At 58.7% G+C, this 25,920-nt stretch carries 21 protein-coding genes; 6 read left to right on the top strand and 15 right to left on the bottom strand.

Translation table 11 applies throughout. The features are described from left to right. Nucleotides 1-50 precede the first annotated feature (50 nt). From QE453_RS03290 to QE453_RS03275, 4 genes are all read right to left on the bottom strand, one after another. Complete coding sequence (locus tag QE453_RS03290) at nt 51-1,406, bottom strand: HAMP domain-containing sensor histidine kinase (protein ID WP_309776364.1); 1,356 nt, start codon at nt 1,404-1,406, stop codon at nt 51-53. After that, nucleotides 1,403-2,077, bottom strand: coding sequence for a response regulator transcription factor (locus QE453_RS03285; protein ID WP_004445841.1), 675 nt, complete (start codon nt 2,075-2,077; stop codon nt 1,403-1,405). Before QE453_RS03285 ends, QE453_RS03290 begins: the two co-directional genes overlap by 4 nt. A gap of 245 nt (nt 2,078-2,322) precedes the next feature. Further along, nucleotides 2,323-3,558 carry a DUF459 domain-containing protein gene (locus QE453_RS03280; RefSeq protein ID WP_309776363.1) on the bottom strand — a complete coding sequence of 412 codons (1,236 nt, stop codon included), beginning with the start codon at nt 3,556-3,558 and terminating at the stop codon, nt 2,323-2,325. Between the two features lie 65 nt (nt 3,559-3,623). Continuing rightward, nucleotides 3,624-4,847, bottom strand: coding sequence for a lytic murein transglycosylase (locus QE453_RS03275; RefSeq protein WP_004445839.1), 1,224 nt, complete (start codon nt 4,845-4,847; stop codon nt 3,624-3,626). A gap of 195 nt (nt 4,848-5,042) precedes the next feature. Here QE453_RS03275 and galU point away from each other — a divergent pair, with 195 nt between their 5' ends. Then, nucleotides 5,043-5,930, top strand: a complete 888-nt coding sequence (galU, locus tag QE453_RS03270; RefSeq protein ID WP_004445838.1) for a UTP--glucose-1-phosphate uridylyltransferase GalU — start codon at nt 5,043-5,045, stop codon at nt 5,928-5,930. Nucleotides 5,931-5,988: 58 nt separating this feature from the next. On the opposite strand, the gene uppP is transcribed toward galU, so the two are convergent. Beyond that, a complete protein-coding gene (uppP, locus tag QE453_RS03265) occupies nt 5,989-7,482 on the bottom strand; it encodes a polysaccharide biosynthesis protein UppP (protein WP_309776362.1) in 1,494 nt (497 codons plus the stop codon). A 413-nt stretch (nt 7,483-7,895) separates the two neighbouring features. Here uppP and QE453_RS03260 point away from each other — a divergent pair, with 413 nt between their 5' ends. Next, on the top strand, nt 7,896-8,261 hold the full coding sequence (locus tag QE453_RS03260; protein WP_006697194.1) for a PAS domain-containing protein: 366 nt from the start codon (nt 7,896-7,898) through the stop codon (nt 8,259-8,261). A gap of 57 nt (nt 8,262-8,318) precedes the next feature. Further along, on the top strand, nt 8,319-9,314 hold the full coding sequence (locus tag QE453_RS03255) for a KpsF/GutQ family sugar-phosphate isomerase (protein WP_309776361.1): 996 nt from the start codon (nt 8,319-8,321) through the stop codon (nt 9,312-9,314). Nucleotides 9,315-9,348: 34 nt separating this feature from the next. On the opposite strand, the gene QE453_RS03250 is transcribed toward QE453_RS03255, so the two are convergent. The 6 genes from QE453_RS03250 to QE453_RS03225 form a co-directional block, all read right to left on the bottom strand. Further along, nucleotides 9,349-9,813 (bottom strand): NfeD family protein, encoded by a 465-nt coding sequence (locus tag QE453_RS03250; protein WP_004445832.1) that lies wholly within the window; start codon nt 9,811-9,813, stop codon nt 9,349-9,351. Nucleotides 9,814-9,815: 2 nt separating this feature from the next. Beyond that, complete coding sequence (locus QE453_RS03245; RefSeq protein ID WP_004445830.1) at nt 9,816-10,865, bottom strand: SPFH domain-containing protein; 1,050 nt, start codon at nt 10,863-10,865, stop codon at nt 9,816-9,818. 58 nt (nt 10,866-10,923) lie between these two features. After that, nucleotides 10,924-11,958: a ferrochelatase gene (hemH, locus tag QE453_RS03240; protein WP_035208588.1), complete on the bottom strand. Its 1,035-nt coding sequence runs from the start codon at nt 11,956-11,958 to the stop codon at nt 10,924-10,926. 353 nt (nt 11,959-12,311) lie between these two features. Further along, entirely contained in the window at nt 12,312-14,228 is a 1,917-nt protein-coding gene (locus tag QE453_RS03235) for a 5'-nucleotidase C-terminal domain-containing protein (RefSeq protein WP_006697189.1), read from the bottom strand. 217 nt (nt 14,229-14,445) lie between these two features. Continuing rightward, nucleotides 14,446-14,820: an outer membrane lipoprotein Omp10 gene (gene omp10 / locus QE453_RS03230; RefSeq protein WP_003506132.1), complete on the bottom strand. Its 375-nt coding sequence runs from the start codon at nt 14,818-14,820 to the stop codon at nt 14,446-14,448. Between the two features lie 146 nt (nt 14,821-14,966). Beyond that, a complete protein-coding gene (locus tag QE453_RS03225; protein WP_072493310.1) occupies nt 14,967-16,412 on the bottom strand; it encodes a homospermidine synthase in 1,446 nt (481 codons plus the stop codon). A gap of 253 nt (nt 16,413-16,665) precedes the next feature. Here QE453_RS03225 and QE453_RS03220 point away from each other — a divergent pair, with 253 nt between their 5' ends. Then, nucleotides 16,666-17,574: a GGDEF domain-containing protein gene (locus QE453_RS03220; protein WP_006697187.1), complete on the top strand. Its 909-nt coding sequence runs from the start codon at nt 16,666-16,668 to the stop codon at nt 17,572-17,574. Here QE453_RS03220 and QE453_RS03215 read toward each other — a convergent pair. Both QE453_RS03215 and QE453_RS03210 read right to left on the bottom strand, forming a co-directional pair. Further along, nucleotides 17,571-18,206, bottom strand: a complete 636-nt coding sequence (locus QE453_RS03215; RefSeq protein ID WP_006697186.1) for an aminotransferase class IV family protein — start codon at nt 18,204-18,206, stop codon at nt 17,571-17,573. The two genes, QE453_RS03220 and QE453_RS03215, sit on opposite strands and share 4 nt — an antisense overlap. A 101-nt stretch (nt 18,207-18,307) precedes the next feature. Continuing rightward, nucleotides 18,308-20,158: a M3 family oligoendopeptidase gene (locus QE453_RS03210; RefSeq protein ID WP_309776360.1), complete on the bottom strand. Its 1,851-nt coding sequence runs from the start codon at nt 20,156-20,158 to the stop codon at nt 18,308-18,310. 170 nt (nt 20,159-20,328) lie between these two features. Between QE453_RS03210 and QE453_RS03205 the strand changes: the two genes are divergently transcribed. After that, nucleotides 20,329-21,873: a sigma-54 dependent transcriptional regulator gene (locus tag QE453_RS03205; protein ID WP_309776359.1), complete on the top strand. Its 1,545-nt coding sequence runs from the start codon at nt 20,329-20,331 to the stop codon at nt 21,871-21,873. Between the two features lie 176 nt (nt 21,874-22,049). Next, nucleotides 22,050-23,954: a DUF882 domain-containing protein gene (locus tag QE453_RS03200; protein ID WP_072493307.1), complete on the top strand. Its 1,905-nt coding sequence runs from the start codon at nt 22,050-22,052 to the stop codon at nt 23,952-23,954. Between the two features lie 82 nt (nt 23,955-24,036). On the opposite strand, the gene pyk is transcribed toward QE453_RS03200, so the two are convergent. Together pyk and QE453_RS03190 are read right to left on the bottom strand one after the other, a co-directional pair. Then, nucleotides 24,037-25,476 carry a pyruvate kinase gene (gene pyk, locus QE453_RS03195; RefSeq protein WP_004445813.1) on the bottom strand — a complete coding sequence of 480 codons (1,440 nt, stop codon included), beginning with the start codon at nt 25,474-25,476 and terminating at the stop codon, nt 24,037-24,039. Continuing rightward, a complete protein-coding gene (locus QE453_RS03190) occupies nt 25,476-25,862 on the bottom strand; it encodes a DUF1036 domain-containing protein (RefSeq protein WP_318252556.1) in 387 nt (128 codons plus the stop codon). Before QE453_RS03190 ends, pyk begins: the two co-directional genes overlap by 1 nt. Nucleotides 25,863-25,920 lie beyond the last annotated feature (58 nt).

Genomic DNA, 25,920 nt, shown 5'->3' with positions numbered 1-25,920 from the left:
CGCACCCGCAACAGGCCTTTTTTTGATGTCAGAGAACGAGCGCTCCTTTTTCAGCAATATGGAAGCGTAATCCGGAAGCAGGCCCCACCGCTGGATGAATCGCCGATAGTAATATCTCCGCCGTGATACCGCACGATTTCCTGCACGAGATTAAGCCCGAGGCCCGTGCCCCGGTCTCTGGGTTGCAGGCGATGAAAGGCATCAAAGACGAGTTCCCGCTCCTTTTCAGGAATGCCGTTGCCTTCGTCGGCGATCTCTATCACCCGATTGGCCGCCACTGTCATCGTTATGGTTCCGCGGTTGCCGCCGTGTTCTATGGCGTTTTGCACGATATTCATCAGGGCTCGCCGCAGGGAAGGGTCGTCCGCAAGTGCAAGGATCGGTTCTTCCTCCGGTTCAAATGAGAGCTCATAACCCTGCGAGATGGCAAGCGGTGCCATATCGGCAACAACCGATCTGCAGAGATTGACCAGATCGAGCGGCACCAATGGCGCCTTCTGGCCGCCGAGACGCTGCAGATCGAGCAATTGTTCGGCCAGCACGCCGATACGGTTGGCATCCGCCAAAATCCGGCTGCGTGCGGGCCCTTCCAGCAAAGTTTCGACACGCGTCTGTAGAATGGCGACCGGCGTGCGCAATTCGTGCGCGGCGTCGAGAATGAAGCGCTTGTGCCGTTCATAGCCATCGTCCAGGCGCTTGAGTGCACCATTGACGGCGTGCACCAGCGGCTGCACTTCCCGTGGAATATCATTGTCGGGCAAGCGATATCCGCGTCTGTCGATATCGATCGCTTCCGCGGTTTTGGCAATCGTCGAGAGTGCCCGAAATTCCCTGCGGATGATCAAGGGAATTGCTATCGTGGTCGCAATGGAGATGAGGACGAGGACCGGGAAAATCATGATGTTGGAAAACAGCAGAACAGGGAGCGTCATGCTGAAAAGATCGCCTTTTCCGACCATCACGAACTCTCCGGCTGGCCCGGATGCACGGCGAACAACCGCAAGGTAAAGAACGGCAAAATAGGAGTAGGACATCCCGGCTTCGCGAATGTTCGAAATCTTGATGTCGTTTAACTCCTTCTCCATGTTGCTGTAGGCCTCGGGAACAGGGCCACTCTGGATGAGCTCATCCTTGTCGCTCAGCGCAACAAACCAGAAATCGGGCATTTTTTCCCGGAGTTTGGCATATTCGGCCGTCTCTTTCAGCGTAAGCTTCCCATCCGTATCGCGGATCAAAGCGTTTGCAGTTATCTGCGCCGCCTCCGAGCTAAGAAGAGCGCTGCCGACGCCGTCGCTCAACAGATAGGCAAAGAATGCGACGCTGACGATCAACAGACAACCGATCTGGAAGAGGAGCAGTTGAATGGTCAATCGCCGCTTCAGTGACTTTCTCTTTAACAATCTCATCCCGTCGCCCTCAAAAGATATCCCACGCCGCGAATGCCATGCACCTCCACGGCGGCGTCCGCGGCCTGCAATTTGCGCCGCAAGCGGGAAATGTGGGAATCGAGCGCATTGGACTGGATTTCATCGTCAAAGTTATAGACGGCCTCTTCGAGCAGCGAGCGCAGCACTGTTCTGCCCTGTCGTCGCAGCAGGGCTTCGAGAATCAGCAACTCCCGTCTCGTCAGCGGAAGAAACGCGCCGTTGATACGCACTTCGCGCGTCTCGAAACAAAACTCCAGCCTGCCGAGTTTCGCCGTCATCGCCACGGTTCCGGCGGGTCGGCGCATCAGGGCGCGAATGCGGGCAAGTAGCTCCTCGACAGCGAAAGGCTTGGCCATATAGTCATCTGCACCGAGGTTCAGGCCCTTCACCCGATCCACGAGCCCGCCCTGGGCCGTCAACACTATGACGGGTGGGGTGACTGGCAGCAGACGCAGATTTTCTATCAGTTCGATGCCGTCACCATCGGGCAGTTGCCGGTCCAGCACAACGAGATCGTGGACACCATCCATGATGGCGTGTCGAGCGAGATCCAGTGTTCCGACCGTATCCACGATAATATCGAACCGATGGAGCGCGGCAGACAGGGCCGCTGCCATCTCACGTTCGTCTTCAACAAGCAGCAGGCGCATGAATTCGTCTCGGCATTGTCGGCACGCTTAGGGTGAAGCGTACACATGGAGTCAAAAACGACGGTGCCGTTGACGCTCATGGCAAGCGACGCGTCGCCGTCGAATACATTCGCCGTGCGAAATCGGTGGAGCGGCGGAGGTTTGTGACCGATCTCCGCATTCCTGCAAAGCTGCAGCTATCCTGTCATCGTGGGATTGCCTGAACATTACGCCGACCGACTGGGCGGCAGACGGCGGGCAAGCTTCTATTGCTTTGCCTGTGTGGTATCGGGCGTCATCCGATAGTCATCGATGCGGCCTGCCGGCGCATCGGCCATTTCGCCACGCTTGGTCAGCCTTTCGCGCGGGGATTCCACGACGAAGACGCGTGTTGGTGCGGCCGAAAGAGGGACATCACCGAGCAGTTTGTCGCCGCCATCGAGAGCAGGATCGGTAAGGCTGATCGGCTGGGTGCGCACCTGTCCCGCATCGATGCCAAGTGCCGGCAGGGAGGTGAGTGCCGGCAGATTGCTGCCGTCCAGTTTCACAAGGTCCGGTCCGGCGCCGTCGAGGTGCCGGCGGACGAATTTCTCGACGTAAAAGGCAAGCTTGCGCTTTCCGGCCTGCGTCATGCCGATACCGTCGGCCTCACGCAGGCGGGCCTGCTGACCGTTCATGTCGTAACCGGTGATGACGAATTTGCCGGCTTCGTCGACAAAACCGTCCCAGACATCCACGAACTCGCCGCCGAATTTTTCCACATGGCTGCGGTAAAGCCGGTTGAACCCAACGAGATCCGCAGAAAGCGAGGGAGACTGGAAGGCGGGCAAACCCACCCATAATAGCGGCACTTTCGGGCGGCCGGCGAGGGTGAGAAGCTCATCGATCCGCCTCTCATATTCCTTGAGCCAGACCTCCGTGCCGAATTTTTCCTTGATATCGCCGATCTGCATCTGCTGGCGATCGTTCGAGCCCATCATGATTACGATGGTGGCGGGGTTGGTCTCGCTTATGAACTGCGGCAGGTTTTTGAACCAGTCGTAATAATCGGTGCGCACCAGGCCGGAAGAGCCATTGGCACGCACATCTACCGCGATTGCCGGCGAGCTGGCAAAGGCATTGACCAGCTCTTCCCCCATTCCGCCGGCGAGGAAATCACCGATAACAAGGACGCGCCTGGCATTTTCAAGCTTGGCGGCAGGCTCCGGCTTAGCGGTTCGCATCTGCACCACCGAAGGCGCTTTCCTTGCTGGTTGCGGGCGGGTAACCGATCTTTCACGCGGCGCGGATGGAAAATCGCGCCGGTTGCGGGGCTGGTATTCGCGGCCTGATCCGCCATCGCGGCCCACCGGCCTGCCGAACAGCATTTCAAACAGGGTGCGCCGCTGTTCCTGTGCCAAGCTCTCGGAGGGTACGAGCGGCATGGCAAGAACAGCGGAAAGAAGGACAGCGCAGAAACGCCAGCCGGTTCTTCCAGTTTTTTCCGCAGGTTTCGTACTCATGACATCGGCCCTTCCGGATATTTCGGCGGCGTTTCGTAATTGCCGCCGAACTCGCCGGCACATTATCAGTTGCGAAGGGCTCTCAGCAACCGCTGCGACGGCTGGCCGTCCGCGTCCATCCCCATGCGTGACTGGATGGCACTGATGGCGGCCTTGGAACCGGAGCCGAAGTTGCCGTCGACTTCACCGTCATAATAGCCGAGTTCCTTCATGCGGGTCTGGAGTTCGAATTTTTCGCGAATATCCAGCGTACCGTCCGGACGCGGCCACTTCTGCTGCATGCCGCCGTAACCGGCGATTTCATCCGCGAGCAGTCCGACGGCGAGCGCATAGCTGTCGGAGGCGTTGTATTTCTTGATGGTGAAGAAGTTCTTCATCATCAGGAAGCCCGGGCCGTTTGCCCCACCCTGCAGTTTCAGCATCGCGCGGTCGGAACCACGGGTGAAATTCTTGCCGTTGGGGCGGGTGAAGCCAAGCTTTGCCCATTCAGCGATGGTCTTCGTCTGGCCTTCATACCGCGCGCCGCCACGCGGAACGGCGGTTTCGTAACCCCATGTCCGGCCGGGCTCCCAGCCGTTTTTCGCGAGAAGATTGGCGGCAGTTGCGAGAGCGTCCGGGACGGAATGCCAGATGTCCCGTTTGCCATTGCCATCCGCATCTACCGCATAAAGCAGGTAGCTTGTCGGGATGAACTGTGTATGGCCCATCGCGCCGGCCCAGGAGCCCGTCAGCTGTTTGGGGGTGACGTCACCCGCCTGAAGGATCCTGAGCGCGGCAATCAATTGCGTACGCGCGAATTTGGCGCGCTTGGGATCGGAATAGGCGAGCGTTGCCAGTGCCTGCGGGATGTTGTGCAGACGCTCCGGCTTTTCGAGAACCGCGCCGTAATTCGATTCCATCGACCAGATGGCGAGAATGATGTGCTTGTCGACGTTGAAGTTGCGCTCGATCCAGTTGAGGGTCGTCGCGTGCTTCATCTTCATTTCGCGGCCAATCCGCACCGTGTACGGATTGACGCGGGAGTCGAGATAATCCCAGATTTGCGTTGTGAATTCCGGTTGGAAAGTGGCCTTGCGCAACGCGTCGGGATCCGGCTCGCTAACGCCGGCAAAGGCTTTCTGATAGGTCGCCTTGCTAATGCCTTCTTTCGCGGCTGTTGCATAGAACTGGTTGATCCACTGACGGAATCCCGCATCGGCGCGGGCCGAAACCGGCGCCAGCGAGATTACGAGGCCAGCAGCCACCATGCAGCCGAATTTGCGGACATCTGAAAGGATCATCTTTGTCATCGTCTGTCTTTCGTTCTCTCGAATGTCATTTCGATTGCGAAAACGCATCGGGCGTCATCATGGATAACAAAAGAACGTCAACAAATTCTTTACCATTAATAGATGGTAGCGTCACCCTTTACAAAACGTTGTTGTTTTTGAAATAACAACAGCGTGCGGGGATTGTGATCAAGTGTTATCTCTCAGGAGGAATATGTGGTAGAACATAAGAAAATTCGGAAGGCCGTATTTCCCGTCGCAGGTCTCGGCACGCGCTTTCTGCCCGCAACCAAAGCAGTTCCAAAGGAAATGCTCACCGTCGTAGATAAGCCGGTTATTCAGTACGTCGTCGATGAAGCGGCAGAAGCGGGTATCGAGCATTTTGTATTTGTCACCGGCCGCGGCAAGGCGGTGATCGAAGATTATTTTGATATTCAATTTGAACTTGAACAGATGCTGCGCGAGCGCAACAAGAATGCCGAGCTGACACTGCTGGCCGGCCTTCTGCCCAAGGCAGGTACCGCAAGCTTCACGCGCCAGCAGGTGCCGCTCGGCCTGGGCCATGCGGTCTGGTGCGCCCGTGATATCGTCGGCGACGAGCCTTTCGCCGTGCTTTTGCCTGACATGATCATGCATTCACAGAAAAGCTGCCTGAAGGGCATGGTCGAACTTTACGACCAGACCCAGGGCAACGTCATCGCCGTGCAGGAATGCGCTCCCGACCAGACGCATAAATATGGTATCGTCGGCGTGGGCGAGACCGTGGGTGAGGGTTTCAAGATCACGGAAATGGTTGAAAAGCCTGCAAAGGGTACAGCGCCTTCGAATTTCTACATTAACGGCCGCTATATTCTTCAGCCCGAGATTTTCGATATTCTCGAAAATCAGGAGCGTGGCGCCGGTAATGAAATCCAGTTGACGGACGGCATGCTGACGCTTGCCAAGTCGCAGGAGTTTGCTGGCTATCATTTCCGCGGTCAGACCTTCGATTGCGGTGCCAAGGATGGCTTCATTCTGGCCAATGTCGCTTTCGCTCTCGAGCGCGGCGATATCCGTCCGGCAATCGAAGAGCCGATCAAGGCCCTGATCGACGGGCTGAAGTGAGAGACCAGAGAATAGATGACAAAATCCCGGCCTTCGCGCCGGGATTTTTATTTGGCGCTTATCGCTTCAGGACAAGCCCTGCACCGACGCGAAGTTCGCTGCTGTCATAAACCGGTGTCCACTGGTAGCTGACATCGGCAGTCAGATCGAGATAACGGTTGAGACCCCAGGTCAGGCCGGCACCCGCCGTATATTCCACGGCGTCCTCCGTGTCGGAGGAGGGGAATGTGCGATGCACGATTTGCCCGGTTAATCGCGCTACCAGATTGCTGCGCAATTCGTGGGTCAGCCCGGCATCCAGGCGATAGGAAACCCATCCGCCCTGCGGGCCGCCGGCGAAATCCTCTATTGTCGTGCGAAGGCCAAGATTGACATTCGTGCCGCGCTGGGGTGACCAGTTAAGTTCGCCATCCAGCGTCAACGCGCCGATCGACGCAAGGCGATCATCGTCATATTGTTTGCGCAGATAACCGATGGCGGCTTCGCCACGGGTCTTTTCGCCGAGATCGACCTCTGCCCCGATCTTCGCCCCATAGGCATTGGATGAACGGGCATAACCGGAATTGTCGAGGCGGCTGTCATATTTCGTTGTGCCGGCGTTCAGTTCGAGGAAGGGGATCAGCGCTGGTGACAGCTCATAGCCGAGGCGTCCGCGCAGATTCGCACCATTCTGGTCACGGTCACTGAGGCTGATCGGCCGGCCATCGAGACCCTTCGCGTCGGTATACACCGTACGGGACAGGTCAAGCGCGGCCAGACCTCGCAGCTTGCCGAAATCCCGCTCTATCGATGCCCCGGCGCTGAAACGGTGTTCGCCACCCTGCACGGCGGCGCCGGTCAAGGCATTGGGATCGGTCGTGTCTTCACGGCTGAATTCGTAACCGGCCTTGAGGTTGGCGGTTGTTTCTGATCCGAGGTCAAGACGCAGATCGGCCTCTATCCGCGCCCTTGGTTCTTCTCCGTCCTTATCACCGAAGTTTTTCTCCCACGCGCCGTCTCCGGTGACGGTCAAAGCATGGCGGGACCAGTCGCTGGTGAGCGTTCCGCGTATGCCCGTCGTCAGATAGTTTCGTCGCGAGGGACCACCCGTATTCCTCTGTTTTTCCGTGTTGATGGTCTGACTGATCGAAGGTCGGAGCAGAAGGGTGCCCAGCCGAATTCCCGGAGTCTGTCCGGGTTCGGTAACAACGCGTGGGTTTTCGCCCCCGTCCACGGTCGGCTCATAGGGGTTGTCTGCCTCGGCATAGGGTTGCCCCGCTTCGTCCTGCTGCTCGGAAATCGCGTCACCGGGATTATTTGAGGGACGCCAGAGTTGGGGCGTGGGGACAGGTGCCGTTGTGGCCTGGGCCGTACCCGCCGTTGTCCCGGGGGTCGGTCCGGGAGCGGCGGAGCCAATGCCATCGGCCGTGGCAGCGGCGCCCGGCATTGCCGGGGCGGCAGTCGCCGTCTGTGCGGAAGCATCTTCGTGGTGGTAAAAAAGGGTGCAGGCGAGCAGCAGGGTTGCTGCTTTCCGCGACGTCGGCAGACGTGTGGCGGTGCCCTTCACAGTCATTCCTTTTCACCCGGCGAATGGGCCGAATGCCGGACCGACAGTCCGCCAATACATTGCCGCAGGCCCTAGTCAGAAAGGCCGACGAAACGACATGGACAAACCAGGGACCAAACAGTCGACGCAAGTTTTAACATCGTTTTAACAATAGGTTTTTTATGGTTAACAGTTGATAAAGATCGCCGGAATTTCCTGATGTCACGGGGAGGCGTCCTGGAGTGCCGTCCACTCCCGTTACCTGCGCGCACCGGTCAGAGCTGGCGGCAGCGGGGCTGTTCGCAAATGCAAAATATTCCTAATATGAAAAGATTAAAACGTTTCAATTTGGCACGGAATCGCCCTATGATTAACGAAAGTTGACCTTCCATTGCCCGGCAAATCGTATTGAATTTTATTTTGTGTGACAGTGTCGTTTCATGAAAGCCGTTTTGAATATCAAACAGGTCGGTTTCTATTGTTGGGATATTACCAATGACCGCTTCTATTTGGATGAAGTGTGCGCTGAACTATTCGGAATTCCACTAAGACAGGCAATGCAGGGCATCAGTATTTTCCAGATACTCGAAAAAGTGGATCTGGATCATCGGAATCGGGTGATAGAGACCGCCTTGAACACCCTGAAGGACGCAAGCTTCTACAGTCAGGAATATGCCGTGCGCCGCACCGACGGTTCGGTTTCCTGGGTGAGGACCGCTGGCCGATATCTCGTCGATGAAGAAAACATTCCCTTTAAGCGGCTGGGAACCATGGAGGAAATTTCTCCGCCGGATCTGCGCCACTGAAGCAGGCGGCTCCGGCAGGGAGTGGACTTATTCCGGCTGAAAGAGTAACAGTCCCCCATGATTACGCGCGCCGTCAACTTGGTCGAAGACAATGCCATCGAATCCGCCGTACGGACGATTTCGATGGAGCGGGCGGGCCTTGCCGCCCTCGAGACGGCTCTGCGAGACGGTCTCTCGGTCCCCTTCTGCAAGGCGATCGAAACAATCGGCCAGTCGAACGGCCGTCTCATCATAACCGGTGTGGGCAAAAGCGGGCATATAGGTGCGAAGCTGGCGGCCACCTTTGCGTCCACTGGAACGCCGGCATTTTTTGTCCATGCGGCGGAGGCCAATCACGGCGATCTGGGCATGATCGGCGGTGACGACGTGGTTCTCGCCATCTCCAAGGGTGGGGAAAGTGCCGAATTGCGCAGCATTATCAATTATTCGCGCCGCTTTTCGATTCCGCTGATCGCGCTCACCTGTTCCGAGACATCATCGCTGGCGAAGGCTTCCGATATCGTATTGCTGGTTCCCAACAAGCAGGAAGCCTGCCCGCTTGGCCTTGCGCCCACAACCTCCACATTGATGCAGCTTGCACTTGGTGATGCCCTTGCTGTTGCGCTGCTGGAAGCGCGCAATTTTACGGCGGGCGATTTCAAGGTATTTCACCCCGGCGGCAAGCTGGGCGCCAGTCTCACGCTGGTCAGCGACATAATGCATACCGGTGATCGTGTGCCGCTGGTCAACAGGGGAACGGCCATGCCGGAAGCCGTGGGTGTTCTCTCCCGCAAGCATTTCGGCTGCGTCGGCGTTCTCGATGAGGACGGGCGTCTGTGCGGCATCGTCACCGAGGGGGACATGGCGCGCAACCTGTCGCGCAATCTTGCCGAATTGACCGTGGACGATATCATGACCCGGACGCCCAAAACCGTCAAAAAATCGGTCCTGGCAACGGGTGCGCTGGCAACGCTCGAAAAATTCCACATCGGCGCATTGATCGTGGTCGATGACGACAACCGGCCGATAGGACTGGTGCATTTCCACGATCTGCTGAGAATCGGCGTAGCCTGAGGCCAGCCGATCCTGAGAAGGCTGATCCTGAAACCTATCGCTCTAACGGCTCGACTGTCAGCGTTCGTCCCCGGGCGGAAGCGATCTTCACCCGGGTTCCCGCCGGCAGGTCTTCACCGTTGACCGGCCACCAGGTATCGTCCAGCCTGATACGGCCCCGCCCTTCGACAATCGGTTCCTGAAGCGTCGCCGTGCGGCCGACAAGGCTTGCCTCTCGCTGGTTGAGGAAGGGCTCGTCGCTTGTCGCCCGGTTTCTGCCGAAGTATTTCCGGCCGAGCAGAGCGAAAACGACGGAGAGCGCGGCAAACATCACTAACTGCAATTGCCACGCCCAAAACGCTGTTTGCCAAAGGAGCAGGGAGAGCGCACCGATGACCAGTGCGGCAAGGCCGATCCAGATCAGAAAGACGCCGGGGGCGATGAGTTCGGCAGCGAGCAGCACGAAAGCGACGATCCACCAGCTCCATGGTCCAAGTTCCGTGGCAAGCCCTTGCAGCATCGTCACTTCTCCGAGGAAGAACCGAAGGGATTGCCGGGAGCCGTGACGTTAATCGTCTGGCCCGAAGCCCGTGTCGGCGGCACGGAGCGGGAGGATGCAGGGGCGGCGGGAGCAGTGGGCGCGTCACCGCTGTTGCCGAAGACCTCTTTAGCAATCGTGCCGATACCGCCGAGAGAGCCGATCAGCGCCGAGGCCTCCATCGGCATCAGCACGATCTTGGCATTCTTGGCTGTGCCGATCTCGGCAAGTGCTTCAGTGTATTTCTGAGCAACGAAATAGTTGATGGCATGGACATTGCCGGCGGCAATGGCTTCCGACACCATCCGGGTGGCGTTGGCTTCGGCCTCGGCGAGACGTTCGCGCGCTTCGGCGTCGCGGAACGCTGCTTCGCGCTGGCCTTCCGCTTCCAGAATAGCGGATTGTTTTGCGCCTTCCGCGCGCAAAATCTGGGCATTGCGGGCGCCTTCCGCCTCCAGCACCTGCGCGCGTTTTTCGCGCTCCGCCTTCATCTGCCGCGCCATGGAATCGACGAGATCCTTCGGCGGCGCGATATCCTTGATTTCAATGCGGGTGACCTTGATGCCCCATGGTCCCACGGCCTCATCCACCACGCGCAGAAGGCGGTCGTTGATGGCGTCGCGGTTCGACAGCAATTCATCGAGGTCCATCGAACCCATGACCGAGCGGATATTGGTCATGGTAAGGTTCTGGATGGCGTTTTCCAGATTGGCGATCTGATAGGCAGCCTGCGCTGCATTCAGAACCTGATAAAACGCCACCGCATCGGCGGAAACGCTGGCATTGTCGCGGGTGATGACTTCCTGGGTGGCGATGTCGAGCACCTGCTCCATCACGTTCATGCGGGCGCCGATGCGCTCGAAGAAGGGTACGATGAGGTTCAGGCCAGGCTCGAGCGTGCGCGTATAGCGCCCGAAACGTTCCACCGTATAGCGGTATCCCTGCGGCACGGTCTTGATGCCGGCAAACAGCACCAGAATGACCAGAACCACGGCTGCCAAGACGACGATGTCGAAACCGCCCAATGCGATCATCACTTTACCCTCCAGCACATCATGATCAGGGTTTTACCCCCGTATCGTTATGGCAAGATTACACCCAGCCTTGCAACTCCCGCCGCACAACCTTTTCGAGAACGGTCATGCCCTCGGCACTGTCATTCAGGCATGGGATGTGGGCGAATTTCTCGCCGCCATTATGCAGGAAGATTTCTCCGGCTTCACCGGCAATTTCCTCCAGGGTCTCAAGACAATCCGATACGAAGCCGGGATTCATCACGGCTATACGTTTGATGCCTTCCGAGGCGAGTTTTTCCACCGTCTTGTCGGTATAGGGCTGGAGCCACTCTTCCGGTCCGAAACGGGACTGGAACGTGATCATGAAGTTCTTTTCGGTCAAGCCCAGAGCCTCCCGCAGCAGACGGGCGGTTTTCTGGCAATGGCAATAATAGGGGTCGCCCTTTTTGAAATAGGATTGCGGAATGCCGTGGAAGGAGGTGATCAGCATCTCCGGCTCCCAGTCCAGCGTCGCCAGATGGTTTTTGACGGAGGCGGCGAGCGCCTCGATATAGGCGGGATCGTCATGATAGGGCGGCACGGTGCGGATCGCCGGCTGCCAGCGCAGTTTCATCAGATGTTCAAACGCCTTGTCGTTCACGGTCGCCGTGGTGGACGCGGCATATTGCGGATAAAGCGGAAAAAGCAGGATTTTTTCGCAGCCCTGTTCTTTAAGCGCGTCGATCTTCGAGGCGATGGAAGGCTGCCCGTAACGCATTGCCCAGTCAACAACCACGTTGGGCAAATCCTTCAATGCCTGCGCCATCAACTCGCCCTGGCTGCGCGTATATGTGCGCAGGTAGCTTTCGTTGCGCTCGTGGTTCCAGATTTCCTCGTAGGCCTTGCCAACCTTCTGCGGGCGCTTGTTGAGGACGATGCCGTAAAGGATCGGATACCAGTAGAGGCGCGACCATTCGATAACGCGCTTGTCGCTCAGGAACTCCGCCAGATAACGGCGCATCGGCCAATAATCCGTACCATCGGGCGTGCCGAGATTGACGAGCAGCACGCCCACCTTGCCAAATGCGACACGGGGATGGTTCGCGGGGAGTGCGGATAATTCTGTCACCATGAATGATACCCTGAAACTCGAACTGGTTGTGCGAGGGACGCTCCGCCCCGGATAAAGGCTGGAAACGCTCCATCGTCTGTTTATTGACCCCAACGCAAACCGCAATGAAGTTTGGCCGGAAGTGCACGAGCTATACGCCCGTGGCGTTACTTTGTTCATCGTGTTCTAGACGAAATTCTTCAGGATTAAACCACCGCCACCGGCTATTTCCGCCATTCCGGCAGGCACATGCCTTCAGGCGGCAAAATTATTACCGTAAGTATCTGTTTTTAATTAGAAAAAAGAAGCCGGCCCAGAAATTCGAGGGCCGGCTTCGTGTCTGCGGCATATTGCCCTGTCTGCTGTAGCCCCGCTTATTGAGCCGGCAGTTCCAGCTCCTCGCCGATTTCGATGTGGTTCGGATGCTTCAGCGTGTTTGCCTTGGCAATTCTCTGCCAGAGCGCGCCGTCGCCATATTTCTCCGCAGCAATTTTCCAGAGCGAATCGCCTTTTTCCACCACATATTTGCTGGCGGCTGCAGCAGCTGCAGCAGGCGTCGTTGTGGGAGGTGCGGGGGTGGCAGGGGCTGCAGGCGCGGGTGCCGGTGTGGCGGCCGGAGCGGCTGTCGTCGCTGCCGGCGCGGGTGCTGCGGGCTTCGCCGGGGCGACGTAACCTGCGGGCGTCACTTCGGCGATGCGGCCATCCGTATAGGGCTTATAGGGGCTGTTGGCGGTAATATAGGCCGCGACGGCCTCCTCGAGATTGGGGCCGAAATCATAAGCGTTGATGGCTTTGGTCGCAAAAACCTTGAAGCCGTCACCCCCGGTCCGCACGTAGTTATTGGCCGCAACGATATAGGTCTTGGCGGGATCGAGAGGCACGAAGGCATCGCCTTCCTTGACTTCGACGGAAACGACGCGGCTGCCGGCCGGCTTCGAGCGGTCGAAGGAATATTTCATGCCGGAAACCTGCATGAAGCGGCCCGCACCGTCATCAATCTGGCTGACGCCGTTTTCGAGGGCGGCACGAATATCCTCGCCCTTGAGCTGGAAGGTTGCGACGGTGTTCTGGAACGGCAGAACCGTCAGCACTTCACCCATGGAGACATCGCCGCCATCGATGGAGGAACGCAGGCCGCCGCTATTTGCAAAAGCGATGGTGACGCCCTGATCCTTGACGCGGGCCAGCGTTGCGTCGGCCACCAGATTGCCCATCGAGCATTCCTTCACGCGGCAAATCTTGCGGTCGCCCTCGATCGGGCCCTCAGAAGTGCCGACCACCTTGGCTTTCAGGGCTTCGATCGGCGCCTTCAGTTCATCGATACGCTTCAGCGTGGCTTCATCGGGCTTGAAGGAGGAATCGACGAGGATCGGGTCTCCCTTGCTTTCCTTCACCACGCCGTTGTCGTCGAAGACGACTTTGAGGTCGCCAAGATATTTGCTGTACTGGCCGGCCTGCACGACAGGAACCTTGTAGCCGCCGGGATTGTCAACGAGCGTCGGATAAGGGCCTTCGGCTTTCTGGTCGGTGTTCGACAGCAGCGTATGCGAATGGCCGCCAACCACAACATCGACATCGGGAATTTTGGCGATGAATTCCAGATCGCGCGGGTAGCCGACATGGGTGAGCGCGATGATCTTATCGACGCCGTCCTGCTTCAGCTTCTGTACCTGTTCGCTAATTTTCGCGACATCTTCGGCAATGGTGATGTTGGGACCAGGTGTTGCCAGTTCGGCCGTATCGTTGGCAACGGCGCCGACGATACCGATTTTCTGTCCGCCGACCTCGAGCACGATGGACGGCTTTACCCGGTCGCCGATTTTAGAGGCGGCGGTGGCCACCACGTTGGCGGTTACGACGGGGAATTGAACCTTGTCGAGGAAGCCGGCGAGCCCGTCCTCGCTATCGTCGAATTCATGGTTGCCGACGGTCATCGCGTCGAACTTCATGGCATTCAGCATTTCCGCTTCCACCGTGCCCTTGTAGGTGGTGTAGAACAGTGAGCCCTGGAAATTATCGCCGGCATTGAGCAGCAGGACGTTTTTTCCCCCGGCCTTCAGGGCATCCCTTGTCTGGTTGATCGCTGTCAGCAGGCGCGCGGCACCGCCGAAGCATTCATTCTTGCCTTCCTCTTCCGCAGAGCAGGTCGAGTCGAATTTGTTGATCGATTCGATACGGGAGTGAAAATCGTTGATGTGAAGAATGTTGAGCTCGTAATCGGCCAGAGCCGCGCCGGCGGAAAGCGTTATCGCCGAAACGCTCAGCATGCCCAGTCCCAAAATTTTCTTCATGGTCCCTCTCTCCTGTTCAAAGCGGAAGCCCTGGCCGGTTGATCATTCTCCGACCGCGCTCATTCTTTAGTCCGAAAACATGTCAGTCTTTCGAAAACCGGATGTTTCCATTTAGCGGCAGTCGCCGCAAGCGAAATTATGACAGGTAGGCAATAAAGAAAAACGCACGCCAAAGGCGTGCGTCTGAGGGGTTTATCTCATTGAATAGGTAATATTATCAGCCCTGACGCGTGAGCGAGAACTGGCTGTTTGTGTCCGTCGTGCAGTTCAATTGTGACGGGGAGACGAGGGCGCAGTTGACGCGCGACTGCGTGTTGCGCACCAGCGACGTCATATTGATTTCGTAAAGCGTCGGCGAAATGGTGACATAGGTGCCGGAGGCCAGCAGCGTGTTGGTGTCGGTCGACCGGGTGGAGAAGGCGCCGTTCTGGAAGGTCGATACGATGCCGTTGCGGTCGATCCAGCGGCCGTCGACAGCCGGCCCGCGGGACAGGGACGGCGCCATCGAGGTTTGCTGCGATGGACCCGGCGCGACGCATGAAGACACCGCGATGGCGGCTGAAAGCAAAGCCGCGCTTGTCTTGAAGTTCATGAGCCTGTTCTCCTGCGATTCGATAAAAGCTTCTTGCTTCGACCATGCCGTGAAGCGTTCTTTATTTCAAGGCAACGTTGTTCGCTCTCCCCGGTTCCTGAGGTCATTCAGGAAAGTCCCGGCGTGGCAAATATGAGACTCTTCCATCAGCGCACGAGGATGTTGCGGAACTGCCAGGGATCGGACTTGTCGAGATTTTCGGGGAACAGGCCGGGACGACCATCAAGCGGTGTCCAGTCGGTATAATGACCCTCGACCGGGCCGAGATAGGGGCGCTGCACTTCAAGGCAGCGGCGATAGTCCATCTCGTCGGCTTCGACGATGCCGACCTGAGGATTTTCGAGCGCCCAGACCATGCCAGCCAGCACCGCCGAACTGACCTGCAGTCCGGTCGCGTTCTGGTTCGGGGCAAGCGACCGCGCCTCTTGCAGGCTGAGCCGGGAGCCATACCAATAGGCGTTTTTTTCGTGACCATAGAGCAGGACGCCCAGCTCGTCGGCGCCATCGACAAGCTCGTCTTCGCCCAGCACATGCTGAACCGGCTGGGGAATGCCGCCATTGCCGAAGAGTTCATGCAGGGAGAGAATCGCGTCGTTGCAGGGATGGTAGGCATAATGACAGGTGGGCCGGTATGTCACGTCGCCACCTTCGTTGCGGACGGTGAAATAATCCGAAATCGAAATCGCCTCATTGTGCGTGACGAGAAATCCATATTGCGGCCCAAGGCCCGGGCACCATGTGCGTACTCTTGTGTTGGCGCCCGGCTGATCGAGATAGATCGCTGCCTTGCTGCCCTTCTTCTGTTTTTTTGCGTTTTTCGGCATCCAGTTCTCATGCGTTCCCCAGCCGAGCTCGGCCGGCTGAAAACCTTCCGCGATAAAACCTTCGACGGACCACGTGTTCCAGAAAGCGCCGAAGGGCTTGGGTTCTTTCGCCCGCTGGGTGTCGCGTTCAGCCACGTGAACACCCTTGACGCCAAGCCGCTCCATCAGTTTCGCCCAGCCCTCCCGGTCATGGGACTGCGGCTCCTCGATGTCGACGCCGATATCCTTTGCGAGATTGACGAGTGCCTGTTTCACGAACCACGAGACCATGCCCGGATTGGCGCCGCAGGTCGAAACGGCCGTCGTGCCGCCGGGTCTGCGCGCCTTTTCCTTGAGCATGGTCTCGCGCAGCGAATAATTCGTTCTCGCGGCATTGTCGGCATCGGCATCGAAATAAAAGCCGGGCCATGGCTCCACGACGGTGTCGATGTAGAGCATGCCGTGTTTACGGCAGATACGCATGAGATCGACGGATGCGGCATCCACGGAAAGGTTGACGCAGAAACCTTGACCCCGCACGCCTTTAAGAAGCGGCTTGAGGACCTCCTTATAGTTCTCCTTTGTCAGGTGTGTCTGGATATGACGGATGCCCTTCTCGGCCAGAAATGGGGCGATGTCTGCGCGCGGATCGATGACGACGAGGCGGGTCCGGTCGAAATTGAAATGACGTTCGATCAACGGAAGAGTGCCGCGCCCGATGGAGCCGAAGCCGATCATGATGATTGGGCCATCGATATCGCCATAAATCGGGTGGTTTGCGTCCGTCATTCGTCAATTTTCCTTTTTCAGCCAATAAGTAAGCTAGATCACAAAAGCGTGCCACAATAAAGGGCAGGCAGATGACGGACATATGACGGTGCTGCCCGCAAGGTCGGTTCAGCTTCTCTTCCCTTCATTCTGCCTCTTCGCATTTTGGAGGGCGCGTTTATAATTGAACTCTTCTTTTTCGCCATTGACCAAGGCTCGGGGAGGGCTTGACGGGATGATGGAGGAGGGATTTCTCCATCACAGGAGTTGCCTGTTGAGTGATCTTTTCGCGCGTGTAACAGCGCTTCAGAGTGCCACCCCCGTTTTGATCGCCCTCTATGATTCCGACGATCGGTTGCGGCATGCCAATCCGTCGTTTCGGGAGAGCTTCAGGCTTGCCGAAGATGATTTTCCGACCTGGGCGGATATCATGCGGCTGAACCACCGGCTGCGGACCGGTGTCGTCATTCGCAACAATGATTTCGAGGGATGGCTGCTGTCGGCGCAGTCCCGTCGCGGCAAGCTGCCTTACCGCGCCTTCGAGATGGACATGTATGACGGCCGCTGGTTCTGGATGACGGAAACGGTGCAGCAGGATGGCTGGATGCTGTGCGTTGCAAGCGATGTCACCGAATTGCGCCAGGGTTACAGAACGCTGAGGCAGGACAGGGATCTGGCCGTACGCGCCTCCCAGACGGACGAACTCACGGGAACGGCGAACCGCCGCTTCGTCTTCGCCAAGCTGGCATTGCAGGTCGAGCAGGTCTCAAAGGGGCTGGAAGCCTCTTTTTGCCTTTGCACGCTCGATATCGATTTTTTCAAGCAGATCAATGATCGTTTCGGTCATAAGTGCGGTGACGCGGTGCTGCGCGATTTTGTCGGCGTCGCCCATTCCGTCATCCGCAGGGTCGATTGTTTCGGCAGGATCGGTGGTGAAGAGTTCATGCTCGTCCTGCCGAGAACGTCTCTTGCCGAGGGGCGGGACATTGTCGAGCGGTTGCTGCAGCGAGTTCGGCTTTCGCGACCTCTCGCGGATTTTCCGGATTTTTCCTACAGCTGCTCGGCCGGCATGACGGCCTATCGGACGGCGGAAAGCGCGGACGATATTTTCACGCGTGCCGATCAGGCCCTTTATGCGGCCAAGGAGAAGGGCCGCGACCGGCTTCTGGCGGTAACGGTTTAGATGAGTTCCGCCGCAACCAGCCCATGCAGCGAATTGCCGACGAAGAGCCTGCGGCCGGCAATGTCCTCCGGCCTCAGCGCCTGGCCACGCGCCTTGCGTTCGCGGATCAGATCGGCGCGCAGCACGCCCGGCAGAATGCCGCTGTCGAGCGGCGGCGTCAGCAATTGCCCATCTGGCATTTCCACGAAAATGCTGGTCGATGATCCCTCGCACAATTCGCCGCGTTCGTTGAGCAGCAGCACCTCGTCGGCCTCTCCGGCTGAAAATTCAGCACGGGCGGCGTCATAGGGTTCGCGGCGCGAGGACTTATGGCGATAGAAGGTATCAGTGGAATCGAGTGTGACGTTCCGGGCGATACGAACCCGCCAAACCGTATCCTGTCGCAGGGGCTCGAACTCGGTGGTTTCGATGTCCAGTTCCCCCTTGTAGTTCATCACCAGCCTGACGCAGAGCGGCTTGTCGCCGCCCACCGCCTTTTCCAGCGCCTGAACCGCATTGGCCGGGGCACGGAAACCGAGCGCGTCGGCAGAGCGCAGCAGCCGGCGGATATGCTGGTCAATGCGCTGAAAGCCGGTCTGTGGCTCCCAGCGCAGCGTTTCCCTCAAGGTCAGATCGGCGGGTTTGCGTTTCATGGCCTGTGCTCGTCGCCCGAAATTGATGACCGGCATCCTGTGCCGGCACTATCAACCGGCAAAGCTTATCCGGAACAGGATAGCCCTGCCGGTGGATGAGATTAAGCATGCCTGTTATCCAGCGCTTCCAGCTCGTCGATCAGCCCCTCGATCATCGAAAGCCCCTTGTCCCAGAAGGAGGGATCGGTCGCATCAAGGCCGAAGGGCTTCAGGAGTTCCGAATGGTGCTTGGTGCCGCCCGCCCTCAGAAGCTCGAAATACTTCTCCTGAAAGCCCGACTCGGCCTTCTGGTAAGCCGCATAAAGCGAGTTTACCAGGCAATCGCCAAAGGCATAGGCGTACACATAGAAGGGCGAGTGGATGAAATGGGGGATGTAGGTCCACCAGGTGTCATAGCCTTCGGAAATCCGGATCGCCGGACCCAGGCTCTCGGCCTGAACGGAAAGCCACAAGTCGCCGATCTGCTCGGAGGTCAGTTCACCCTGCTTGCGCGCAGTGTGAAGCTTGCGCTCGAATTCATAAAAAGCAATCTGGCGCACGACCGTATTGATCATGTCCTCGACCTTGCGGGCGAGCATGGCCTTGCGTTCCCGAACATCCTTCGTGTCATCGAGCAGTTTGCGGAAGGTCAGCATTTCCCCGAACACCGAGGCCGTTTCAGCCAGAGTGAGAGGCGTCGCGCACATCAGGGCCCCCTGTTCGCCGGCCAGAACCTGATGCACGCCGTGGCCAAGCTCATGGGCAAGCGTCATCACGTCGCGTGGTTTGCCGAGATAGTTGACCAGCACATAGGGATGGGCCGAGGGCACGGTGGGATGTGCAAAGGCACCCGGCGCCTTGCCGGGGCGGGCAGGGGCGTCGATCCATTCTTCATCGAAGAAGCGGCGGGCAATATCGGCCATTTCCGGCGCGAAGTCGCCATAGGCGGAAAGTACGGTATCCTTTGCCTCATCCCACGAAATGATAGTGTTCGACGTATCGGGAAGGGGCGCGTTGCGGTCCCAATAATTCATCTGCTCCATGCCCAGCCACTTCGCCTTCATGGCGTAATAGCGATGTGAAAGGCGCGGGTAGGCTTTTTTGACTGCCGCCGCCAGCGCATCGACAACCTCGCGCTCGACGCGGTTCGCCAGGTGGCGGCTATCGGCAATATCCTCGAATTTGCGCCAGCGGTCGGAAATATCCTTGTCCTTGGCGAGCGTGTTGGTGATGAGCGTGAAGACCCGCAGATTGGCCTTGAAGGTGGCGCTCAGCGCTTCCGCCGCCTTCTTTCGGGTTTCCGGTTCCGGCTCCTGAAGCATGTTGAGCGTCACTTCCAGCGGCAGGCTTGCGCCGTCTATGTCGAAACGCAGATCTGCCATCGTCTCGTCGAAGAGGCGGTTGAACGCCGCCGCGCTGGTCATCGATTTTTCAAGGAAAAGCTGTTCGAGCTGATCATCGAGCTGGTGCGGCTTGTCCTTGCGCAAATCCACGAGCCAGGGGCGGTAATGCCCTGCAGCTGCATCATTCGCCATGCAGGCATCCATCGTGGCGTCGTCGATGCGGTTGAGTTCGAGCGTGAAGAACAGGAGGTGGGAGGAAATATCCGTCAGTTTCGCCTGGGCGTCGCCGTAGAGTTTGCCGTTTGCCGGATTGGATGTGTCGGAAAAATAGGTGAGCCCGGCAAAAGAGCCGATGCGGCCGATAAGATCGTCCAGCGCTTCATATTCCTTCAGCGCCGCGCCGATGCCCTTTTCGCCCGTCGCGTTTGCGGCGGCCTCAAGCTTGCCCTTCCATTTCTGCTCGAAAGCAGCCGCCATCGACGCGGCTTTCTCCAGGTCACCCCTGTATTCGGCCGAATCTCCCGACGGATAAAGGTCCGAAAGCTTCCAGCCGGGCAGGTCGCCGAGCACTGGGGCGGCTGTTTCGGCGAGGGCGAAGACAGGCTGCGGAACGGGTTGGTTGAGGGTCATCGGATATGTCCTTCTGATTATGCTTTGCGCAGCATATGGGGCCTTTGTTTCCCGCGGCAATGGATAAAATGCAAGCAATTCTCAAAACTGGATGTTCAAGTCTCCCGTGCCAGAGTGCGGCACAAGGGACCGCATGACGCAGGTCCATAAACCGGAAACCGGAGCTAAAAATGACCGCGCATGTTCTTGTGATAGACGACGATCCCGTCCAGCGCCGCCTGCTCAAAAATGCGGTGGAACGTTATGGGCACCTGGCCCTGCTTGCCGAGAACGGCAAGGCCGGCCTGGAGCTCCTCAAGCAATATAGCGGTGAAATAAATGTCGTCGTCCTCGATCTCATGATGCCGGAGATGGATGGTCTCGGTTTTCTGAAAGCCGTTGGTGAACTGGGCGTCGACGTTCCGGTCATCGTCCAGACGGGGCAGGGCGGCATCGACACGGTGGTGCAGGCAATGCGCGCCGGCGCCTTCGATTTCGTCGTCAAGCCGGTCTCACCGGAAAGGATCGGCGCCGCCATCTCCAATGCGCTCAAGCTCGACAGAAGAGAGGCAAAGGCCCGCACGGGCAGGCGCGGACGGAGCAATGCAGTGAATTTTACCGATATCGTTTCCGCAAGCCCCGCAATGCTGAGGGTGATCGAACTGGCGCAGCGCGCCGCCCAGTCCAGCATTCCCGTGGTGCTTGAGGGTGAGTCGGGCGTGGGCAAGGAAATGGTCGCCCGGGCCATCCAGTCCGCCGGCGACCGGGCGAACAAGCCCTTTATTACAGTCAATTGCGGCGCTATTCCCCATAATCTCGTGGAAAGCATTCTCTTCGGTCACGAGAAGGGCGCCTTCACCGGCGCGACGGAAAAGCACGTCGGCAAATTCATGGAAGCGGATGGTGGCACGCTGTTCCTGGACGAGATCGGCGATCTGCCGCTGGACGTGCAGGTCAAGCTGCTGCGCGCCGTCCAGCAAGGCGAAATAGAAACCGTCGGTTCCGCTCGGGTGCAGAAAGTAAATGTGCGGCTGATCTCGGCCACCAACAAGAATCTCATCGAGGAGGTCAAGGAAGGCCGCTTCCGCGAGGATCTTTATTATCGCCTCAACGTCTTTCCGATTACCATTCCCGCCTTGCGTCGCCGGAAGGAAGATATCCCCCACCTCGCACGGGTGTTTGCCGAACGTTTTTCCGCGGAGCAGAAGCTGCCCAATCCCGTCGGCCTGGATGCCAGCGCGCTGGCGCTGCTGACCGCCTATGACTGGCCCGGCAATATTCGCCAGCTTGAAAATGCCGTCTTCCGCGCCGTCGTGCTGTCGCAGGGCGGGGAACTGTCGGATGCCGATTTTCCGCAGATCGCGCTGCAACTGCCGGAATTCTCGACAGGCGATGACGCAGAGGATGTCATCCGCTCGCCATCCGGATCGTCACTGAAGCTCGCAGCCTATTCGTCACCGGCACCAGCCGTCGAAAACCATGTCGTCACGGATGAACCGGCCGATGTTTCCACCACCATCTACAGGGGAGGAAGCCTGATCTCCAGCACGGATGAGACAGGCAACATCCGAAAGCTGGCGGAGATCGAAGAGGAGCTTATTCGTTTCGCCCTGCGTTTCTATCGCGGGCAGATGAGCCAGGTTGCCAGAAAGCTCGGCATCGGCCGCTCGACACTTTATCGCAAGCTGAAGGATTACGGCATCGATCCCGATGATCCGCTTCGAGACGTCGCATGATCGCGCAAGGCACTTATTCGAGGGCAGATCGCAAAATTCGTTAACTTCTGAGCAAGGATATCCGCTTACCGTCTATAAACCTCTTGTTAGTGGCTGATTCACTATATAGAGGAAGGTTGTATGTGTGTGGCAATTTTGCCATCGTGTCACCGTATTTGACGTTCATTTGAGGCAATGTGACAGAAATTGTCTTCCAGGCGGGGATCGAATTGCCATATCTGCATCGGAATAACGCGCTTTCAGGCAAGATGGCGCGCGGCTTGATCAAGGATATATGCACGAAGCTGTCGGCACGCGCTGTCACCTTTGCCTGCCTGATGCTCGCCGCAATGCCTTTCGTTGGTGTTTCGGCGACGGAAGCCGCCGCCGAAACGCGCAGTCTCAAGCTGTATTATATCCACACACGCGAAAAGGCGGTCATCACCTTCAAGCGCAATGGAAAATATGACCAGAAGGGTCTGCAGGAGCTGAACCGATTCCTGCGCGACTGGCGTCGCAACCAGCCGACACGCATGGACCCGCGCCTTTTCGATCTCGTCTGGGAAGTCTATCGCCGCAGCGGCGCCACCGATTATATCAACGTCGTGTCGGCTTTCCGCTCGCCTGAAACCAATGGTCTTCTGCGCACGCGCACCAAGGGTGTCGCAGAGAAGAGCCAGCACATGCTGGGCAAGGCCATGGACTTTTATATCCCAGGCGTGAAACTTTCCCGTCTTCGCGAGATCGGCATGCAGATGCAGATCGGCGGCGTCGGTTTCTATCCGACATCGGGATCTCCTTTCGTGCATATGGATGTCGGCGGCGTTCGTGCCTGGCCGCGCATGAGCCGCCAGGAACTCGTCCGCATCTTCCCGAATGGCAATACGCTGCATCTTCCTTCCGATGGTAAGCCGCTTCCCGGTTATGAGCAGGCGCTTGCCGATTACAAGAAGCGCGTCAGTTCCTCTTCCATTCAGGTTGCTTCCAGTGCCGGTGCCGGTCCGGCCTCTTCGGGCGGCGGCAAGCGCAAGACACTGTTGCAGGCCCTGTTTGGCGGCGGTGACGAGGATGAAGATCCCGATAGCATCGCAGCGCCCGAGCCCGCCGAACGTCCGGCGGTTGCTCGCCCGGCAGCTCCGCAGCAGGCGGCTCCTGAGCCCGAACCAACAATCGCCGTTGCTTCGGCCCAGGCACTTCCGGGTGTGACCGATGCCCCGTTGCCCACGGCCCGTCCCGCATTCGGCAACCAGCCGCCTGCCAATACCGGCCTTGCGACCGCGCTTTATTCGCCGGCGCGTAACGCAGCCCAGGATGCGCTGCAGGCAGCGACCACACCGACGCCCACATCCGCGCCTGCCGAGCGTCAGCAATTTGCCGATCTCGCCGAGGTCTCAGTTCCGGTGCCGACGCTTCTCGGGCCGCGTGGCATGAAGGGGGATGCCGAGGGTTCTGTTCTTACCGCTTCCGCTGAAGGCGCAACGCCCGCAGCAACGGGCGAACTGGCCTCTGTTCCGGTCCCCGCCAACCGTCCGGCTGTTGCGGAAGCCCTGCTGGCGGCCGCGAATGCCGATCCGGAGGGTGAAGACGACCTCGCCGAGACGCAGCAGGACACCCTTTCACCAACGGTGGTCGCAGCTCTGGAACAGAGCGGTCAGGCTGCCCGGTCGCAGGTTCAGTCAGCCGTCACGCCGACAGCCGCTCCTTTCCCGGCCGCCGTCAATCACAAGGTCACGGTCGCACCTGCTGAAACGGCCAAGGCAGAACCACAGCCCGGCTTCGGTGACGCTTTCGATCTGAAACCTGCCATCAATAGTGGTCTCACTGCCGGCCTGCCGACCAAGGGCGCACGCCCGAGCAAGCAGGATGCTGCGGTTTCCCACCAGGCCATGGTCGGCGGCGGGCGTCTGACACAGGACCTGATTTCGGATTGGGCGCTCAATCAGAACAAGGGCACGACCGGGCGTTCGGTCAAGGCGCCGCGGGTTGTCGCCAACCGCATGCTGAGCCACGATATGTCGGCTTCGGCGACGTCGGCAAGCTTCAAGCCGGGCGCGGTCGCCATCGAATCGAGCCGCTTCAGCACGCCGGTCAAGATGCACTGAGCCTTCATTGCCAATGCGGCCCGAGAGGCCAATAAAAAACCCGCCGGTGACGGCGGGTTTTTTTGTTCCTGACATCTGTCCGTCAGACGCCGCTCTGGCCGTCCGAGCCGATATAGGCAATACGCACCATGTTGGTCGCGCCGGGTGTGCCGAGCGGAACGCCGGCGGAGATGATGATACGGTCACCCGGTTTGCCGAAGCCTTCGGAAACGACGATGCGACAAGCGCGGTTCACCATGTCGTCCAGATCGCTGGCGTCGCCGGTGACGACGCAGTGCAGACCCCAGACAACCGACAGTCGGCGTGCGGTCTGGATGATCGGCGAGAGGGCGATGATCGGAACCTGCGGCCGCTCACGCGACGCGCGCAGACCTGTCGTGCCGGAAGATGTGTAGGTGACGATTGCCGCAAGCTTTAGGGTTTCGGCAATCTGGCGGGCGGCCAGCGAAATCGCGTCGGCGCCTGTCGGTTCCGGCTGGGCGCGCTGCGCGTAGATGATGTTGGAATAATGCGGATCCTGTTCCACGGTGCTTGCGATGGAGGCCATGGTGGAAACGGCTTCGACCGGATAATCGCCAGAGGCAGACTCGGCAGAGAGCATGATCGCGTCAGCGCCTTCGAAGACGGCGGTGGCGACGTCGGACACTTCAGCGCGGGTCGGTACAGGCGCTGTTATCATCGATTCGAGCATCTGCGTGGCAACCACGACCGGCTTGCCTGCGCGGCGGCAGGCGCGGGTCAGCTGCTTCTGAATGCCGGGAACTGCTTCCAGTGGCATTTCGACGCCAAGGTCGCCACGGGCAACCATCAGGGCGTCAGAAAGCTCGATGATTTCTTCGATGCGCTCGACCGCCTGCGGCTTTTCAATCTTGGACATAAGGCCGACGCGGCCGCGTGCGATCTTGCGCACTTCAGCCAGGTCCTCAGGACGCTGGACGAAGGAAAGCGCGACCCAGTCTACCTCGTTGGTTTCCAGCACGGCATCGAGGTCGACGCGATCCTTGTCGGTGAGAACGCCGACGCCGAGCAGAGTGTCGGGCAGGCTGATACCCTTGCGGTCGGAAATGCGCGTGCCGGAAATGACCGTGGTGACGATGCTCTTGCCGTCGCTCTTTTCAGCGCGCAGATGCAGCTTTCCGTCATCGATCAGCAGGCGATGGCCCGGTTTGACCGCCTCGAGAATTTCGGGGTGCGGCAGGAAAACGCGGGTGTTGTCGCCAGGTGCGTCGTTGTTATCAAGGGTGAAGGTCTGGCCAGGTACGAGCTCGACCTTGCCTTCCGCAAATTTTCCGACGCGCAGCTTGGGACCCTGCAGGTCGGCCAGAATGCCGATGGGGCGGCCGTTGCGGCTCTCGACCGAACGGATGCGCTGAATGAGCGTCCGCATCAGGTCGTGGCTCGCATGGCTCATGTTGATCCGGAAAAGATCCGCGCCGGCGAGATGCAGCTTTTCGATCATGGCCTCATCGGAGGAGGCAGGGCCGAGAGTTGCAAGAATTTTGACTTTGCGGTTACGCTTCATCAGTTTTGATTTCCCTGTGTGCCTGGCGTATCGGAAAGCTGGACCATCCAGCTGCCCTGTCTGCCCGTGTCATATTCCTTGAAACCCATTCTCTGGAAGCTGCGGGCATAACAATCATCCACACCGGTGATCTTGAACTCGTTTTCCGCCACGCACATGTTGACGTCACCGGTCCAGCGGCCGCCATGAGCGGCATCCTCGGCATAGAGATAATAATAACGTGACTGCAGTTCACCTTCGATCAGCGTCGCGCAGGTCGAGGCGGGGACCTGCCACCAACCTTCGCTGACCCAGCCCTCCTGTGCCCGATAGCCAATTGCGACCCCCACGAGATTCTGCGTGCTGTTGCAGACGCGAAAATCCGCATACGCGGGCGCCGCGATCATGAAAGGGGTCAGAAACAATGCCGCTATGGAAAAAAGACGGGCGAGGTGCCTGATGTGG

It is taken from the genome of Agrobacterium sp. SORGH_AS_0440, from assembly GCF_031453135.1.
GTDB classification, from domain to species: domain Bacteria; phylum Pseudomonadota; class Alphaproteobacteria; order Rhizobiales; family Rhizobiaceae; genus Agrobacterium; species Agrobacterium pusense.
This window is presented reverse-complemented; position numbering and strand designations above follow the sequence as displayed.